The 15213-nt window shown below is 68.1% G+C and carries 15 protein-coding genes and 1 riboswitch; of the genes, 8 read left to right on the top strand and 7 right to left on the bottom strand.

The window, feature by feature from the left end; translation table 11 throughout:
* Positions 1-41: 41 nt before the first annotated feature.
* Positions 42-839, bottom strand: coding sequence for an enoyl-CoA hydratase/isomerase family protein (locus tag ACFQ4G_RS13270; RefSeq protein WP_238206227.1), 798 nt, complete (start codon positions 837-839; stop codon positions 42-44).
* A gap of 426 nt (positions 840-1265) precedes the next feature.
* Between ACFQ4G_RS13270 and ACFQ4G_RS13265 the strand changes: the two genes are divergently transcribed.
* Positions 1266-2126, top strand: a complete 861-nt coding sequence (locus ACFQ4G_RS13265; RefSeq protein ID WP_238206226.1) for an SDR family oxidoreductase — start codon at positions 1266-1268, stop codon at positions 2124-2126.
* Positions 2127-2217: 91 nt separating this feature from the next.
* On the opposite strand, the gene ACFQ4G_RS13260 is transcribed toward ACFQ4G_RS13265, so the two are convergent.
* From ACFQ4G_RS13260 to ACFQ4G_RS13245, 4 genes are all read right to left on the bottom strand, one after another.
* Complete coding sequence (locus ACFQ4G_RS13260) at positions 2218-3075, bottom strand: outer membrane protein (RefSeq protein WP_238206222.1); 858 nt, start codon at positions 3073-3075, stop codon at positions 2218-2220.
* A 173-nt stretch (positions 3076-3248) separates the two neighbouring features.
* Positions 3249-4514: a D-amino acid dehydrogenase gene (locus ACFQ4G_RS13255; protein ID WP_238206221.1), complete on the bottom strand. Its 1266-nt coding sequence runs from the start codon at positions 4512-4514 to the stop codon at positions 3249-3251.
* A gap of 311 nt (positions 4515-4825) precedes the next feature.
* On the bottom strand, positions 4826-5215 hold the full coding sequence (locus ACFQ4G_RS13250) for a tautomerase family protein (RefSeq protein WP_019906553.1): 390 nt from the start codon (positions 5213-5215) through the stop codon (positions 4826-4828).
* A gap of 80 nt (positions 5216-5295) precedes the next feature.
* Positions 5296-6645 (bottom strand): aspartate aminotransferase family protein, encoded by a 1350-nt coding sequence (locus ACFQ4G_RS13245; protein ID WP_238206219.1) that lies wholly within the window; start codon positions 6643-6645, stop codon positions 5296-5298.
* Positions 6646-6821: 176 nt separating this feature from the next.
* Here ACFQ4G_RS13245 and ACFQ4G_RS13240 point away from each other — a divergent pair, with 176 nt between their 5' ends.
* The 4 genes from ACFQ4G_RS13240 to ACFQ4G_RS13225 all read left to right on the top strand — a co-directional run bounded on the left by ACFQ4G_RS13240 (position 6822) and on the right by ACFQ4G_RS13225 (position 10263).
* Entirely contained in the window at positions 6822-8228 is a 1407-nt protein-coding gene (locus tag ACFQ4G_RS13240; protein ID WP_238206217.1) for an aminotransferase-like domain-containing protein, read from the top strand.
* A gap of 59 nt (positions 8229-8287) precedes the next feature.
* Positions 8288-8704, top strand: coding sequence for an HIT domain-containing protein (locus tag ACFQ4G_RS13235; protein WP_238206215.1), 417 nt, complete (start codon positions 8288-8290; stop codon positions 8702-8704).
* Positions 8704-9609 carry an NAD(+) diphosphatase gene (nudC, locus tag ACFQ4G_RS13230; RefSeq protein ID WP_238206214.1) on the top strand — a complete coding sequence of 302 codons (906 nt, stop codon included), beginning with the start codon at positions 8704-8706 and terminating at the stop codon, positions 9607-9609. The genes ACFQ4G_RS13235 and nudC overlap by 1 nt, the downstream gene beginning before the upstream one ends.
* Positions 9610-9699: 90 nt before the next feature.
* Positions 9700-10263 carry a TY-Chap domain-containing protein gene (locus ACFQ4G_RS13225; RefSeq protein WP_238206212.1) on the top strand — a complete coding sequence of 188 codons (564 nt, stop codon included), beginning with the start codon at positions 9700-9702 and terminating at the stop codon, positions 10261-10263.
* A 32-nt stretch (positions 10264-10295) separates the two neighbouring features.
* On the opposite strand, the gene thiC is transcribed toward ACFQ4G_RS13225, so the two are convergent.
* A complete protein-coding gene (gene thiC, locus ACFQ4G_RS13220; protein ID WP_379040363.1) occupies positions 10296-12203 on the bottom strand; it encodes a phosphomethylpyrimidine synthase ThiC in 1908 nt (635 codons plus the stop codon).
* Positions 12204-12275: 72 nt separating this feature from the next.
* Positions 12276-12381: riboswitch (TPP riboswitch) on the bottom strand.
* 272 nt (positions 12382-12653) lie between these two features.
* Between thiC and ACFQ4G_RS13215 the strand changes: the two genes are divergently transcribed.
* From ACFQ4G_RS13215 to uraD, 3 genes are all read left to right on the top strand, one after another.
* Positions 12654-13406 carry a BA14K family protein gene (locus ACFQ4G_RS13215; RefSeq protein ID WP_238206209.1) on the top strand — a complete coding sequence of 251 codons (753 nt, stop codon included), beginning with the start codon at positions 12654-12656 and terminating at the stop codon, positions 13404-13406.
* A gap of 251 nt (positions 13407-13657) precedes the next feature.
* Positions 13658-14080, top strand: coding sequence for a hydroxyisourate hydrolase (uraH, locus tag ACFQ4G_RS13210; RefSeq protein ID WP_379040378.1), 423 nt, complete (start codon positions 13658-13660; stop codon positions 14078-14080).
* A gap of 3 nt (positions 14081-14083) precedes the next feature.
* Positions 14084-14722 (top strand): 2-oxo-4-hydroxy-4-carboxy-5-ureidoimidazoline decarboxylase, encoded by a 639-nt coding sequence (gene uraD / locus ACFQ4G_RS13205; protein WP_238206207.1) that lies wholly within the window; start codon positions 14084-14086, stop codon positions 14720-14722.
* 207 nt (positions 14723-14929) lie between these two features.
* On the opposite strand, the gene ACFQ4G_RS13200 is transcribed toward uraD, so the two are convergent.
* Positions 14930-15184: a hypothetical protein gene (locus tag ACFQ4G_RS13200; protein WP_238206205.1), complete on the bottom strand. Its 255-nt coding sequence runs from the start codon at positions 15182-15184 to the stop codon at positions 14930-14932.
* Positions 15185-15213: the final 29 nt, after the last annotated feature.

Here is a 15213-nt window from a genome sequence, read left to right as displayed (position 1 = left end):
CGCCGCCCACATCCGCATCGGGCGGAGCGCTTCGAAGCGCCCTACCGGCCGGTCCAGTCGGGCGGACGCTTGGCCAGGAACGCCTCCATGCCCTCGCGGAAATCGGCGCTGGTGTAGCACATCAGGATCAGGTCATCGCCGGGGCGCTCGCCCTCCGCCTCCTCCTCGGCGGCGAGCCGGCGCAGGCCTTCCTTGGTGGCCCGCAGGGTCAGCGGCGCATGGCCGGCGATCTGCGTCGCGAGGGCCGAGGCCCTGGCGGCGAGGGCTTCGGCATCCTCCACCACCTCGCCGACGAGGCCGGCCGCCAACGCCTCCTCGGCGCCGAACAGCCGGGCGGTGAAGATCATGTCCTTCACCCGGGCGGGGCCGATGAGGCCGGACAGGCGCCGGAGGTTGGACATCGACAGGCAATTGCCCAGAGTCCGCGCGATGGGAAACCCGAACCGGGCGTCGCGGGTGGCGATGCGCAGGTCGCAGGAGGCGGCGATGGCCGCCCCGCCCCCCGTGCAGGCGCCGGCGATGGCGGCGATGACGGGCACCCGCAGGCGTTCCAGCGCGCCCAGCACCCGGTCCATGAAGCGCTCGTAGCCGAGGGCATCCTCGGCGCTGGAGAAGCCGCGGAACTGGGCGATGTCGGTGCCGGCGGCGAAGGCCTTCTCGCCGGCGCCGGTGATGACGACGACCTTGATCCGCTCGTCCGCCTCGATCCTCCCGCACAGGTCGATGAGGCCCTGATACATCGCGAAGGTCAGCGCGTTGCGGGCCTGCGGCCGGTTGAGGACGATGCGGGCGATCCCCGCATCGTCGGTGTCGAACAGGATCTCGTCGGTGGCGCTCATGCTGGGTGTCTTTCGCAGGGTCGTCGAACGAGCCCCGATGTCGAACCGGCAGGGCCGGCGGGTCCGGCACCGGTCTCGCCCATCCTGGCCGTCGCGATCAAGGGTCGAGCGATGTCCGGCGGGCGATACCCGGGAGGCGGCGCCGACACGGGACGCACACGCCGATGCGCGGATCATTCCCCCGGAACGATGAGAACGGGCGAAACCATGCGATGCGCAAGGTGTTGTCTGGTCAGAATCGTCAGGTAGCGATGACCGACGACGGCCATCGTTTCGATCAGAACTCGGCTTTATCTCCGCCTATCCTGAACGACATGGAAGCGTGACCATGGATCGTCTCGCTCCATCGGCTTCCGGCCACCGGATAGACTTGAGCTGAGCGTCACCCGCCGATCGGAACGTCAGATCATTCGAGGATCGTTCGAGATGTTGGATTTCCCGAAGCCGCCATTCGAGAACCAGCGCCAGCTGACCCCGCCGGGCCGCGACGCCGACATGGACCCGCGCCCGGATTACGGCGAGGCGCATTACAAGGGCTCGGGACGTCTCGCGGGCCGCAAGGCGATCATCACCGGTGGCGACAGCGGCATCGGCAAGGCCGTGGCCCTGGCCTATGCCCGTGAGGGAGCGGACGTGCTGGTGAGCTACTACGACGAGCACGACGACGCCCAGGAGGCCTGCCGGCTGGTGGAATCCGCCGGCCGCAAGGCCGTGCGGATGGCGGGGGACGTGAAGGACCCCCGGCATTGCCGGGCCATCGTCGAACGCGCCGTCGCGGAATTCGGGGGGATCGACATCCTCGTCAACAACGCCGCCCACCAGAAGACCTTCGCCGATCCGGAAGACATCTCGGACGAGGAATGGGAGGTCACCTTCGCCACCAACGTCCACGCGATGTTCTACCTCGTGAAGGCGGCGCTCCCGCACATGAAGGCCGGCAGCTCGATCATCAACACGACTTCGGTCAATGCCGATTCGCCGAGCCCGCATCTCCTCGCCTACGCCACCACGAAGGGGGCGATCCAGAACTTCACCGGCGGGCTCGCGCAGATGCTGGCCGAGCGCGACATCCGGGTGAATTGCGTGGCGCCGGGCCCGGTCTGGACCCCGTTGATCCCCGCCACCATGCCGATGGAGAAGGTGCGCGACTTCGGCAAGCAGGTGCCGATGAAGCGTCCGGGCCAGCCCTGCGAACTCGCGCCCGTCTATGTGATGCTGGCGAGCTCCGAGGCGAGCTACGTCTCCGGTGCCACCGTCGCCGTGACCGGCGGCAAGCCGATCATCTGATCGTCGTCGCGCGGGCGGCGCCCGGGCCGTAATAAAACCCGCCCCGTCTCGCGACGCGGCGGGTGTCCGGCATGGCGTTCGACCGAAGAAATCAGTACGTGCCGAACTTGTAGTTCAACCCGACGCGGACGACGCTGCCCTCGGAGCGGAAGCGGGAGACGGCATCGACCGTGGGCCGAGGGAAGGCGTTCGCATTCACGAGCGAGACGTTCCGCTTGTTGAGATCGTAGTGCAGGTACTCGACCTTGAGCGTCACCGCCGAGGACCGGAACACGTTCAGGAAGCTCTCGGTCGGCAGCGCGTATTCGATGCCGCCGCCATAGGCGAAGCCCGTCTCCAGCCGGTCGATTCCGCCCGCGTAGAGATCGAGGGTGGGGATGGCCGCGACCTGGAAGGTGGTGCTGCTCTCGGTACGGACGTTTCCGTAGGCGAAGCCGCCGGTGCCGTAGACCAGGACACGGTCGAAGGCGTAGCCGAGGCGGCCGCGGACGGTGCCGAGGAAATCGAGGCTCTGCCGCGTCGTGTTGGTGATGAGGGATCCGCCGGCCCCGCCGAAGAGCGGCCCGGACACCCGCCTGGTCTTGTCGAGATCGGTATAGGCGATGTCGGTCTCGACACCGAAGACGAGCCCGGAACCGGGCGTCAGCTGGTAATTGTAGCCCGCCTGCCCGCCGACGGCGAAGCCCTGCTGCCGCGACGACAGCGAGCCGGTGCCGATCCGGCTGATGAACAGGTCGACGCCGCTGCCGTTCACTTCCGTCGTGCGGATGGTCTGCTGATCGCTGAAGGCGTAGCCGGCCTGGATGCCCGCATAGAAGCCCGTCCAGGTGAAGGGCTGAACCGGCACGAAGACCGGCGGAGGAGCGGAGCGACGGGGAAGATCGGCGGCCGAAGCGGCTCCGGTCATCAGTCCGAACACCGTGCCGAAACCAAGCAGGATTTTGTACATCGACCCCTCGTCCCCCTCTGGAAGCGGCGACGAGAATCCGAGCGCCGGGGCGCCGACTAGTGCGGGAGGGCCACATTCCGCGGCGGAATGAAACCGAACCTTAACCGGACCATGCAGGGCCGGGCTTCATCGGCCTTCGATGTAAAAATGTCACAGCCGGCCGGCCCTCTCCGTCAGGCGCGTCCCACGTAGCGGGCGACTGCGAGGTCCGGAGTGGCGATGTCGGGTTCGCGGCCGGAGACGAGGTCGGCGAGCACGCGCCCGGAGCCGCAGGCCATGGTCCAGCCCAGCGTGCCGTGACCGGTATTGGTATAGAGGTTGGCGAGCCGCGTGGCCCCGACGATCGGCGTGCCGTCCGGCGTCATCGGCCGCAGACCTGTCCAGAACTGCGCCTGGGCGAGATCGCCCCCCGCCGGGAACAGGTCGTCGACCGAGCGGGCCAGGGTCTCGCGGCGCGGCGCACGCAGGAGCGCGCTGAAGCCGGCGAGCTCGGCCGTGCCGCCGACCCTGATGCGATCGCCCAGCCGCGTGATCGCGACCTTGTAGGTCTCGTCCATCACCGTCGAGACGGGCGCCGCCTCGGCATCCAAGACCGGCAGCGTCAGGGAATAGCCCTTCACCGGATAGACCGGGAGGTCGATGCCGAAGGGGCGCAGCAAAGCCGGGGTGTAGCTCCCCATGGCGGCGACATAGGCGTCGGCGGTCAGGACCGCGCCATCCGCCGTGACGACGCCCTCGATCCGGTCATCGGCGCCCCGCAATCCGGCGATGGACGTGCCGTAATGGAAGACGACGCCGAGGCTCTCGCAGATCGCGGCGAGGCGCTGGGTGAACAGATGCGCGTCGCCGGTCTCGTCGCCCGGCAGCCGCAGGCCGCCGACGAAGGTTCCGGCCACCCGCGCCAGGGCCGGCTCGGCCGCGATGCAGCCGGCGGGGTCCAGCACCGCGTAGGGTACGCCGTAAGCGTCGAGGACGCGGGTATCGTCGCCGACATGGTCGAGCTGCTTCGCCGTCCGGAAGAGCTGGAGCGTGCCCCGCTCGCGGTGGTCGTAAGCGATGCCGGTCTCGGCGCGGAGGTCGCGCAGCACGTCGCGGCTGTACTCGGCGAGGCGCACCATCCGCCCCTTGTTGCGCCGGTAGGCCTCCTCCGTGCAATTCGCCAGCATGCGCGCCAGCCAGCCGTAGAGGCGCGGCTCGAAGCTCGGCCAGACGACCAGCGGCCGGTGGCGCATCAGCAGCCACTTCATCGCCTTGACCGGGATGCCCGGGGCGGCCCAGGGCGCCGAATAGCCCGGCGAGACCTGGCCCGCATTGGCGAAGCTGGTCTCGAGGCCGGCCCCGTTCTGCCGCTCGATCACGGTGACCCGATGTCCGGCCCTGGCGAGGTAATAGGCCGAGGTGACACCGACGACACCGCCGCCGAGGATGATGACATGCATGGCCGGCGTTCCGTAGAGGGTAGAGACAGGGTCCGGAATGGGCTTGGCGCCCCGCTTGGGTTCGGGCCGCAGGAGCGGCGACCGGTGTCGCGAAACCCGCTCGGGGCCTGTTTGAGTTGTTTTCCTCTGCGGATGCTTCTGCCGAAGCAGGTCATCCCATCAGACCTCCTCATCCTGAGGTGCCCTTTGCTTGAGCAAAGGGCTTTGAGGGAGCCCTCCAGTGGTCGCGCGATCCCTGGAAGCCTCCTTCGAGGCCGCTGCGCGGCACCTCAGGATGAGGTAAAGCCTTGGAAAAACAACTCGAACGGCTCCTAGAGTTCGCCGGTGAGGAACTGCGCCCGGCCGTGGCCGAAGGACCAATCCTCGTCGGTGTTCTCCACCGTGGAGACCATGACGTCGGCCGGTGCGATCCCGCAGGCGGCTTCGAGCTTCTCGGTGAGCAGCCGGTAGAACAGCTGCTTCTTCTCCTTGCCGCGCGGCCGGGTGATCATCTGGACCACCACCACGTCCTTGGTGCGCGGGATGTCGAGACCGGTATCCTCGACGATCATCCGTGAGGGCTTGTGCTCGGTGACGATCTGGTAGCGGTCGCCCGGCGGGACGTTGAACGCCTCCAGCATCGCCTCGTGCGCCGCATCGAGGAGCGTCTTCAGCTCGGCATCCGTGCGGCCTTCCAGAATATCGAAGCGCATGAGGGGCATGGTCTGAGGATTCCTTGTCTCGGCGTGATGGGGGTTGGGTGGATCTCGGAACCTCGAAAAGGCGGCCGGGCGACCGCGGATCAGGCTTCGGCGCGGATGAGCGTGCGCAGCATCTCGATCATGCCGGTGATCTCGGCGGGGGTCGAGATGAAGGGCGGCCCCATGGCGATGGTGTCGCCGGTGAAGCGCAGGAGGATGCCCTCGCGCAGGCCGCGCTCGAAGATTCTCAGGGCGCGCGCGCCGGGCTGGCCCGGCATAGGTTCGAGATCGACGGCGGCGGTCAGGCCGAAATTTCGGATGTCCTTGATGCCCGGCTCGTCGCGCAGCGTGTGGACGGCCCCCTCCAGGATCGGCTCCAGCTCGCGCACGCGGGCGAACAGGTCGCCCTCCTCCATCAGGTCGAGGGAGGCATGCGCCACGGCGGCGGCCAGGGGATGGCCCGAATAGGTGTAGCCGTGGAACAGCTCCACCGCCGAGGCCGGTCCGGTCATGAAGGTGTCGTAGATCTCCTTGCGGACGATGACGCCGCCCATCGGCACGATGCCGTTGGTGATGCCCTTGGCGAAGGTGATCATGTCCGGGATCACGCCGAGGCGGTCCGCGCCGAAGGGCGCGCCGAGGCGGCCGAACCCCGTGATCACCTCGTCGAAGATCAGCAGGATGCCGTGCCGCGTGCAGATCTCGCGCAGGCGCTCCAGATAGCCGAGCGGGGGAACGATGACGCCGGCCGAGCCCTGCAGCGGCTCGACGATGACGCAGGCGATCGTGCCCGCATCGTGCAGCGCCACCATCCGTTCGAGGTCGTCGGCGAGATGCGCGCCCCAGGTGGGCTGCCCCTTCGAGAAGGCCATCTCGGCGTAATCGTGGGTATGGCGCAGGTGATCGACACCCTGGATCATCGCTGTGGCGAACATCTTGCGGTTGGCCACCATGCCGCCCACCGACATGCCGCCGAAGCCGACGCCGTGATAGCCCTTCTCGCGGCCGATCATCCGGAAGCGGCCGGCCTCGCCGCGCAGGCGATGGTAGCCCAGCGCGATCTTGAGGGCGGTATCCACCGCTTCCGAGCCGGAATTGGTGAAGAACACCCGGTCCAGCCCGGCCGGCGCCATGTCGGCGATGCGCTCGGCGAGCCGCAGCGTCACCGGATTGCTCATCTGGAAGGCGGTGCAGTAATCGAGGGTCTCGGCCTGCCGGCGCAGGGCCTCGACGATCCGCGGCTGCGCGTGGCCGAGGGGACAGCACCACAGGCCCGACAGGCTGTCGAACAGCTCGCGCCCTTCCGCCGTGCGGTAATAGGCCCCCTTGGCCGAGGTGATGATGCGCGGCGTCGGATCGGCCTTCACGTGCCGGTTCGGCGTGAACGGCATCCAGTAGGGCTCGACGTTCAACTGCCGGTCGCCGGCTTGGTCGATGATCGTCCGATCCATGTGGCACTCCGCCGGTCCGCGATGGGCGATCCCGCCCGGTGCGTTATCGCCCGGCGGGGATGAACCGCCTATCGACAGTTGGCGAGTTGGCGCACGCAGCTGTATCTGTTCACCCGCATGTACAGTCGGGCCATCTCAGGCCGCCGACGTCGTCGTCGCTCCACCCGGGACCGTCCATGATCAGTCTCGATCCCGCCAGCACCGCGCCCCTCGTGACCCAGCTGGTCGAGGCGTTCTCCGAGCGTATCCGCAGCGGAAGCGTCGCGCCGGGCGCCCGCCTGCCCTCCGTGCGCAAGCTCGCCGTCCAGTGCGGCGTCAGCACGCTGACCGTGTCGAACGCCTATAACCGGCTCGTGGCCGACGGCCTGCTCGAAGCCCGTCGCGCCAGCGGATACTTCGTCTCGGCCCGGATCCTCGATCGCAAGGCCGTCGTCCCGCGCCGCAAGCCGGTTCAGATCTCGGTGGATTCCGGCTGGCTGCTCCAGCGCGTCTACGAAGAGGACACCTTCGCCATCAAGGCCGGCTGCGGCTGGCTCCCCGACAGCCACCTGTTCGCCGACGGCATCAAGCAGGCCCTGTCGGCGCTGGCGCGGCGGCCCGACCGGCTCGTCTCGCGCTACGGGCACCCGCTCGGCTACGCCCCCTTGCGCCGTGCGATCCAGCTCCTCCTCGCGCAGCGCAACATCGACTGCGATCCGGACCAGATCCTGCTCACGCACGGGGCAAGCCAGGCCCTCGACCTGACCATGCGGACCTTCCTGCAGCCGGGCGACGTCGCCTTCGTGGACGATCCCGGCTATTGTAACCTCTACCCCTCGCTCCATGCCATGGGGGTGACGATCGTCGGCGTCGAGCGCACCCTCCAGGGCCCCTCGGTCGCGGCGCTCCAGGCACTGGCGGAGCGGCACAAGCCGAAGCTGTTCTTCACCAACACCAATTTCCACAACCCGACCGGCACCTCCTGCTCGCCGGCCACCGCCTACCAGATCCTGCGCATCGCCGAGCGGCACGACTTCCAGATCGTCGAGGACGACATCTATGCGAGCTTCGTCGAGGAGACGGCGCCCAGCATCGCCAGCCTCGACCAGCTCGGGCGCGTCATCCACATCAGCAGCTTCTCGAAGACCATCTCGCCCTCGCTGCGGGTCGGCTACCTCGCCTGCAGCCCCGAGAATGCGCGCCGTCTCCTCCACATGAAGATGGCGGCGAGCCTCACCAGCTCCGAGATTTCCGAGAGCATCGTCCACTCGATCCTGACCGAAGGCCAGTATCGGCTGCACATCGCGCGGCTCCGCGAAAAACTCGCCGCCGAGCAGAAGATCGTGGCCGACGCCCTGCTCTCGGTGGGCCTGTCGCTGTTCCACCGTCCCGCCAACGGGCTCTTCCTCTGGGCCGGCTTCGGCGGCGATCCGGACACGGCCGGCCTCGCGCAAAGGGCCGCCGCCAAGGGCATCATGCTCGCTCCCGGACACCTGTTCCGCGCCGATCAGGAGCCGACCCCTTGGCTGCGGTTCAACGTGGCGCATGCCAACGCGCCGGCCCTGTTCCGCTTCCTCGACACCGAGCGGCCCGCGCCCGCGTGACTTACGAGCCCGAACCGGCGAGAACTCGGCCTTCCCGACGCATCCCAGCTTGAGCGGCGATGACAGACGAATTCACCCTCGACCCGCGCCTCGCCGCCGACACCGTGCCGGTGGGCGACCTCGCCCTGTGCAGCGTCCTGCTGATGGACGATGCCCGGTTTCCCTGGCTGATCCTGGTGCCGCGGCGCGCCGGCGCGAGCGAGCTCACCGACCTGCCGGCCGAGGAATCCCATGCGCTGATGGACGAGATCAGGATCGCCACCGGCGTGATGCTGGCCTTCGCCAAGCCCGACAAGGTCAACGTCGCGGCTCTCGGCAACGTCGTGCCGCAGCTCCACGTCCACGTGATCGGGCGCTTCCTGTCGGACCCGGCCTGGCCCAAACCGGTCTGGGGCGTCGGCACGAGCCAGCCCTACCCGCTTCATGCCCGCGCCCAGATGATCGAGCGCCTCGGCGCCCTGTTCGCGGCGGCCTGATGAGGGCCCGCCTCGACGGCCTCGGCTATGCGGAAAGCCGGCTCATCCGCCACTCGGCCGAGAGCATCGACGCCGTGCCGACATTCGACGCGCCGGATTCGCGGATCGTGCTCATGGCCGGCGACCGCGTCGTCCTGGCCGGCGATTCCGCGCTGCTGACGGCCGATCTAGCCGCGAGCGCATGCCACGGCGACCTCACGCTCTTCCTCGGGCGCCTCGACGGTGCCCCGGTCTTCGCCTGCGCCATCGCCCCGGAGGCCGCCGAGGCCTACGAATCCGCCCCGGACTGCCGGACCACCGACCTGCGCAGCCTCGCCGCCGAGAACGCGGTGGCAGCGCATGAGCTCGGCCTCCTCGCCACGGCGAAATCGATCCTGGCCTGGCATGCCCACCACGGCTTCTGCGCCAATTGCGGAACGGCGACCCGCTTCGCCGCCGGCGGGTTCCGCCGCGAATGCCCGAGTTGCGAAGCGCATCACTTCCCGCGCGTCGACCCGGTGGTCATCATGCTGATCGCCCGTGGCGATTCCTGCCTGCTCGGGCGCTCGCCGCGCTTCAAGGAGGGGATGTATTCCTGCCTCGCGGGCTTCCTCGAACCCGGCGAGACCATCGAGGACGCGGTCCGCCGCGAGACCTTCGAGGAGGTCGGCCTGCCTGTCGGCGCGGTGACCTATCACGCCTCGCAACCCTGGCCGTTCCCGTCCTCGCTGATGATCGGCTGCGTGGCCGAGGCGCTGGACGAGACCATCACCATCGATCCGAACGAACTCGCCGATGCCCGCTGGTTCTCCCGCGACGAGGTCTCGGCGATGATCGCCGGCACGCATGGCGACGGCCTCACCGTACCGCCGCCGATGGCGATCGCGCATCTCCTGATGCGGGCATTCGTCGACCGGCAGGTCTGACACCCGCCACCCTGACGATACAGTCTTGAATTGCATGGCCGTTCCATAGACAACCGCCATAGGGCGGGCTGTCGAGGGGAACGACGCGGGATGACGACGGGAAACGGGACGCGCGCGGCGGGGATCCGGTGCATTGCCGCCCTCGGCATCATCCTCGCGCAATCGTCTCATGAGGCGTCCGCCGCATCATCGCGCACGGCCTTCATCGACCGGCATCGCTGTGCGATCCTCACGCGTCTCGAGCGCATCCATCAGCGCGGGCCGGTCACCACATCCCGCGACCGCTTCATCATCGTAGCGTTGCAGCACAGCCCGCAGAGCTACGTGCAATGCATCTTCTTCGACAACGACACGAAGATGCGGTGCGAGGCCTCGTCGGGCGCCTTTCGCTACCGGCCCGAGGACCCAGTGGAGCTCGGCCTGTCGCCGGACTCCCTGACCACCCTCCTCGGCCTCGGCTTCACCCGTGCCAGACCGGCCGAGAATTACTCCCGGGAGGTCGCGATCGGCACCCCGCCGGACCTCGCATCCGTGGCGGAGCTCATCCTGACGACGCTCCATGACGTGTATCGCGCCGACACCACGCATCGGCTTTCCGTCATGGCTCCGAAGGCGGACCCGATGACGGACACATGCGCCGAGCCGAGCGCCTGACGACGCCCGGCTCGATCGGCTTCGCGCCGCCGCTACTCCGCCGCGTCCACGTAGAGCTTGCCGCCCTCGGCCTGGAACTCGGCGGATTTGGCCGCCATGCCGGCCTCGCGCTCGGCCGCGCTCATCGGCGTCGCCTCGCCGAGCACCTGTCCCGCCGCCTCCATCGCCAGCACCTCGGCGCGCAGATCCTGCGTGATCTTCATCGAGCAGAATTTCGGGCCGCACATGGAGCAGAAATGCGCGACCTTGTGGGCGTCCTTGGGCAGGGTCTCGTCGTGATAGGCCCGCGCCGTGTCGGGATCCAGCGAGAGGTTGAACTGGTCCTCCCAGCGGAAGTCGAACCGGGCCCGTGACAGGGCGTCGTCGCGCAGCTGCGCCGCCGGATGGCCCTTGGCGAGGTCGGCGGCATGGGCCGCGATCTTGTAGGTGATCACGCCTTCCTTGACGTCGTCGCGGTTCGGCAGCCCCAGATGCTCCTTCGGCGTGACGTAGCAGAGCATGGCGCAGCCGAACCAGCCGATCATGGCGGCACCGATGCCCGACGTGATGTGGTCGTAGCCGGGCGCGATGTCGGTGGTCAGCGGGCCGAGGGTGTAGAACGGCGCCTCGCCGCACTCCTCCAGCTGCTTTTCCATATTCACCTTGATCTTGTGCATCGGCACGTGGCCGGGGCCCTCGATCATGGTCTGGCAGCCCTTGTCCCAGGCGATCTTCGTCAATTCGCCGAGGGTCTCGAGTTCCGCGAACTGGGCCGCGTCGTTGGCGTCCGCGATGGAGCCGGGGCGCAGGCCGTCGCCGAGCGAGAACGAGACGTCGTAGGCCCGCATGATGTCGCAGATCTCGTCGAAGCGCTCGTAGAGGAACGATTCGCGGTGACCGGCGAGACACCAGCGCGCCATGATCGAGCCGCCGCGCGAGACGATGCCGGTGACGCGGCGCGCGGTGAGCGGCACATGGGCGAGGCGGACGCCCGCATGGATGGTGAAGTAGTCGATGCCCTGCTCGGCCTGCTCGATGAGCGTGTCCTTGAAGACCTCCCAGTCGAGCTTGAGCGGATCGCCGCCGACCTTCTCCAGGGCCTGGTAGATCGGCACCGTGCCGATCGGGACCGGCGAGTTGCGCACGATCCACGAGCGGATGTTGTGGATGTTGCGACCCGTCGAGAGGTCCATCACCGTGTCGGCACCCCAGCGGGTCGCCCAGACCAGCTTCTCCACCTCTTCGGCCGCCGACGAGGTCACCGCCGAGTTGCCGATATTGGCGTTGATCTTCACCAGGAAGTTGCGGCCGATCGCCATCGGCTCCACCTCGGGGTGGTTGATGTTGGCCGGAATGATGGCGCGACCGCGGGCCACCTCGTCGCGCACGAATTCCGGCGTGATGAAGGGCGGCAGGGACGCGCCGAAGCTGTTGCCGTCGGCGAGCGCGGCCTGCGCGCCCTCCAGCATGGTCTCACGCGCGAGGTTCTCGCGGTGGGCGACGTAGATCATCTCCTCGGTGATGATCCCGGCCTTGGCGAATTCGTACTGCGTCACCAGCTGGCCGGGGCCCGCCTTGCGGATCTGGCGCGTCGCCGGACAGGGCGCCACGAGCTTGTCCTCGGGCACGAAACCGTTGTCCTCGGGCTTGACCGCACGCGGCGTGATCGTGGCGTAGCCGCGCTTGGCGATCCACGGGTCGCGCAGCAGCGGCAGGCCGGCGTTGAGATCGATCCGGGCCTCGGTCTCGGTATAGGGACCCGACGGATCGTAGACCCGCACGGGGGCCTCCTTCGGGTCGCTCAAGGTGATCTCGCGGAACGGCACCCGGATGTCGTCACGACCGGAAACGCTCGCATAGACCTTGCGCGAGCCCATGATCGGCCCGGTGGTCACGGCCTGCGGCTGGCCCTTGGCGGGGTCTTTTCCGGAAAAGTCTTTGGGAAGGACGGGTGCGTTCATATCGGATTCGCTCCTGGCGTGGGAGGCGACCCGGTTCGCAACGGTACGTCAGGACGACGGGCGCCTCTGCACCCGGACAAAAGTTCCCGTCCCTCCGCCGGTATGAGCCGGATCAGGTTCAAGGGTCAGGGCTTAAGCCCAATCTCAGCCCCTTCATGGGGCCCCCCTCGGAACGATTCGAAGGTCTGCGCTCGCGCCCGCTTTGTCAATCTCGACGGCGAACATCCCCGCGCGGCTGAAAGGAGGTTCCGTTTCCTTTCCGGCGGCGCTCGACCGCCCCAGATGCCCGCGTGTTCGGTGCCATTGTCGAACATACGGTTTTAATCCCCGGAAATCGACAATGATCGAGCCGGCATCTTCGATATTCAAACCAACAGACTTGATGGAGCCTTCTCGAATAGCTGCGCGTTGCCAGTCATAATGTCCCGAAGACAACCCGGCTGGTGTTCCATGAACAAGATCATTCTTGCCTCCGCCGCGCTGCTCGGCGCGGTCGCGTTCCTACCGGCCACGGCCGATGCCCGTGAAGGCGGCGGCTGGGGTGGAGGCGGCGGTGGTGGAGGCGGCATGAGCGCTGGCGGTGGTGGTGGCGGTGGCCTCGCCGCTGCGGGTGGCGGTGGCCGAGGCTGGGGCGGTGGCGGTGGCGGCATGAGCCGCGGCGGTGCTGGTGGCGCAGGGCTCGCCGCTGCAGGCGGCGGTGGGCGAGGCTGGGGCGGTGGCGGCATGAACCGCGGCGATGGCGGCATCGGTGGCGGCGGACTCGCCGCGGGTGGTGCTGGCCGGGGAGGCTGGGGCGATGGACGTGGGCAGGGCGTAGGACAAGGCGGCGTCGGCCGCGGCCCGATCGTCGGTGGCGGCTATGGCCGGGGCGGCGGGTTCAATCGCGGCGGCTACGGCTACAACCGCGGCTACGGCCGGGGATACGGTTACGGCGGTCTCGGCCTCGGATTGGGTCTGGGCCTCGCGGGCGCCGGTCTCGGCTACGGCTACGGCAGCGGCTATTACGGCAACGATTACTACGATGGCGGCTATTACCGCGGCGGCTACGCGCCGGCCTATTACGGCGGCGCGGTAGAGGTTCAGCAGGATGTCGGGGGGTCGGACCAGGACGTGGCCTACTGCATCCGGCGTTTCCGTTCCTACGATCAGCGGTCGGGCACCTATCTCGGCAATGACGGCCTGCGTCACCGCTGTCCGCAGTAACGCGTCCCAAAAGCGCGATTTCGGCTGAAGCAGGGTCCACGAAGAAGCCCCGCAATCGATCGTTGCGGGGCTTTCTCATGTGGCGAGACGTCATCGCGACGATTGTCGCTTCGGAATTTTCCGCTGCGGGATTTGCCGTCAGGCACGTATTCTGCAGCCGATCGTCTGCCGACCGACGAGTCGGTCCGGGCGACGCCCGGTATCCTTCGGGCAAGGAACGAACCATGGGCTTCGACGGATCGCGACGCGTGATGCTCGCAGCGGCACTGGGCCTGGCCGCCGCCTCGCTGCTTCCGGCGACCGGAGCCTTGGCGGACGAGGGCGGACGGCTCTCGACCCACGTTCTCGATACGCTGAGCGGCAAGCCGGCCGGCGGGATGAAGATTGATTTCTACGTGTCCGAGAACGGCGCGTACCGTCTCGTGACGCAGATGACGACGAACGCCGACGGCAGGACCGACAAGCCCGTTCTCGCCGGCGACGCGCTGAAGGCCGGGCGCTATCAGTTCGTCTTCCATGTGGGCGACTACTTCCAGGCGAAGGGCGTGCCCCAGAGCGATCCCCCCTTCCTCGACCTGGTGCCGATCCAGTTCTCCATCGCGGACGCGAAGGCGCATTACCACGTGCCGCTGCTGACGACGCCCTGGAGCTACTCGACCTATCGCGGCAGCTGAGCGATGCCGCCGCCGACAGGGGCGGCCCTGCTGATCGGGCTGGCTCTCATGGGTCCGGGCTCCATGATGGCGCCGGGTTCGACGCCGATCGTGCAATGGATCGTCGAGCGCAGGAACGAGGTGGCCTTGCCGGACATGGATGCCGTGAACGCGTTGTCGCGGCAGGATTTCGTGACGACCTTCGGCGGCGTGTTCGAAAACTCGCCCTGGGTCGCCGAGCGCGCGGCGAGCGCGCGGCCCTTCGCCTCTCCGGCCGCCCTCCATGCCGCGATGATGGCGGTGGTGCGGGCCGCCCCTTCGCGGTACGTCCTCGCCTTCCTCAACGCCCATCCCGAACTCGCCGGAGCCGAGGCGAGGGCACGGCAGATGACGGCGCATTCCTCCGCCGAACAGGGCAGCGCCGGGCTCGACCGGATGACGGAGGCGGATTTCGACCGGTTCGCCCGGCTCAACGCCGCCTATCGCGCGACATTCGGGTTTCCCTTCATCATCGCTGTGCGCGGGCGAACCAAGGACGCCATCCTCGCGGAGTTCGAACGACGGCTCGCCAATCCGCGCGACGTCGAGCGCGACGCTGCCCTGGCCGAGATCGCCCTCATCACCCGGATGCGGCTCGAACGGATTCTCGGCCCGTTCGACTGAACGCGTCTGATCGGACTTTTCAGCGGATGCTCGTGCCGAAGTAGGTAATCCCACCCGACCACCTCATCCTGAGGCGCCCTTTGCATGAGCAAAGGGCCTCGAAGGAGCCCTCCAGACACCAGAGCGATCCCTGGAAGCCTCCTTCGAGGCCGCTGCGCGGCGCCTCAGGATGAGGTAGAGCCTTGGAAAAACAACTCTAATACGCTCTCAGCCGCCGACGAGACTCTCGGCGAAATCATCAGGGACCTCGCCGAACTGGCAGAGGATCGTCGCGCTCTCGAGTTCGCCGGTCTCGTCATCGGCCACCACCTTCAGCGCGGCGGTACCGGGCAGGCGCCCGGCCATGGCCTCCGCCTTCTTCAAGGCGCCGCTCTCGGTGGGCGCGACCTCGCGGTCGCCGGGCACGAGGCGCTTGCGCTTGATCACGAAGGTCTGGACCACGAAGGTCGTCTTGAGGGCCATGGCGGTCTCCGAGGGCCGTGCCGCCCTCC

Origin of the sequence: Methylobacterium marchantiae (assembly GCF_042679825.1) — a bacterium.
GTDB classification, from domain to species: Bacteria; Pseudomonadota; Alphaproteobacteria; order Rhizobiales; family Beijerinckiaceae; genus Methylobacterium; species Methylobacterium marchantiae.
The sequence above is the reverse complement of the archived record's forward strand: the minus strand, read 5'-3'. Positions and strand labels throughout refer to the sequence as shown.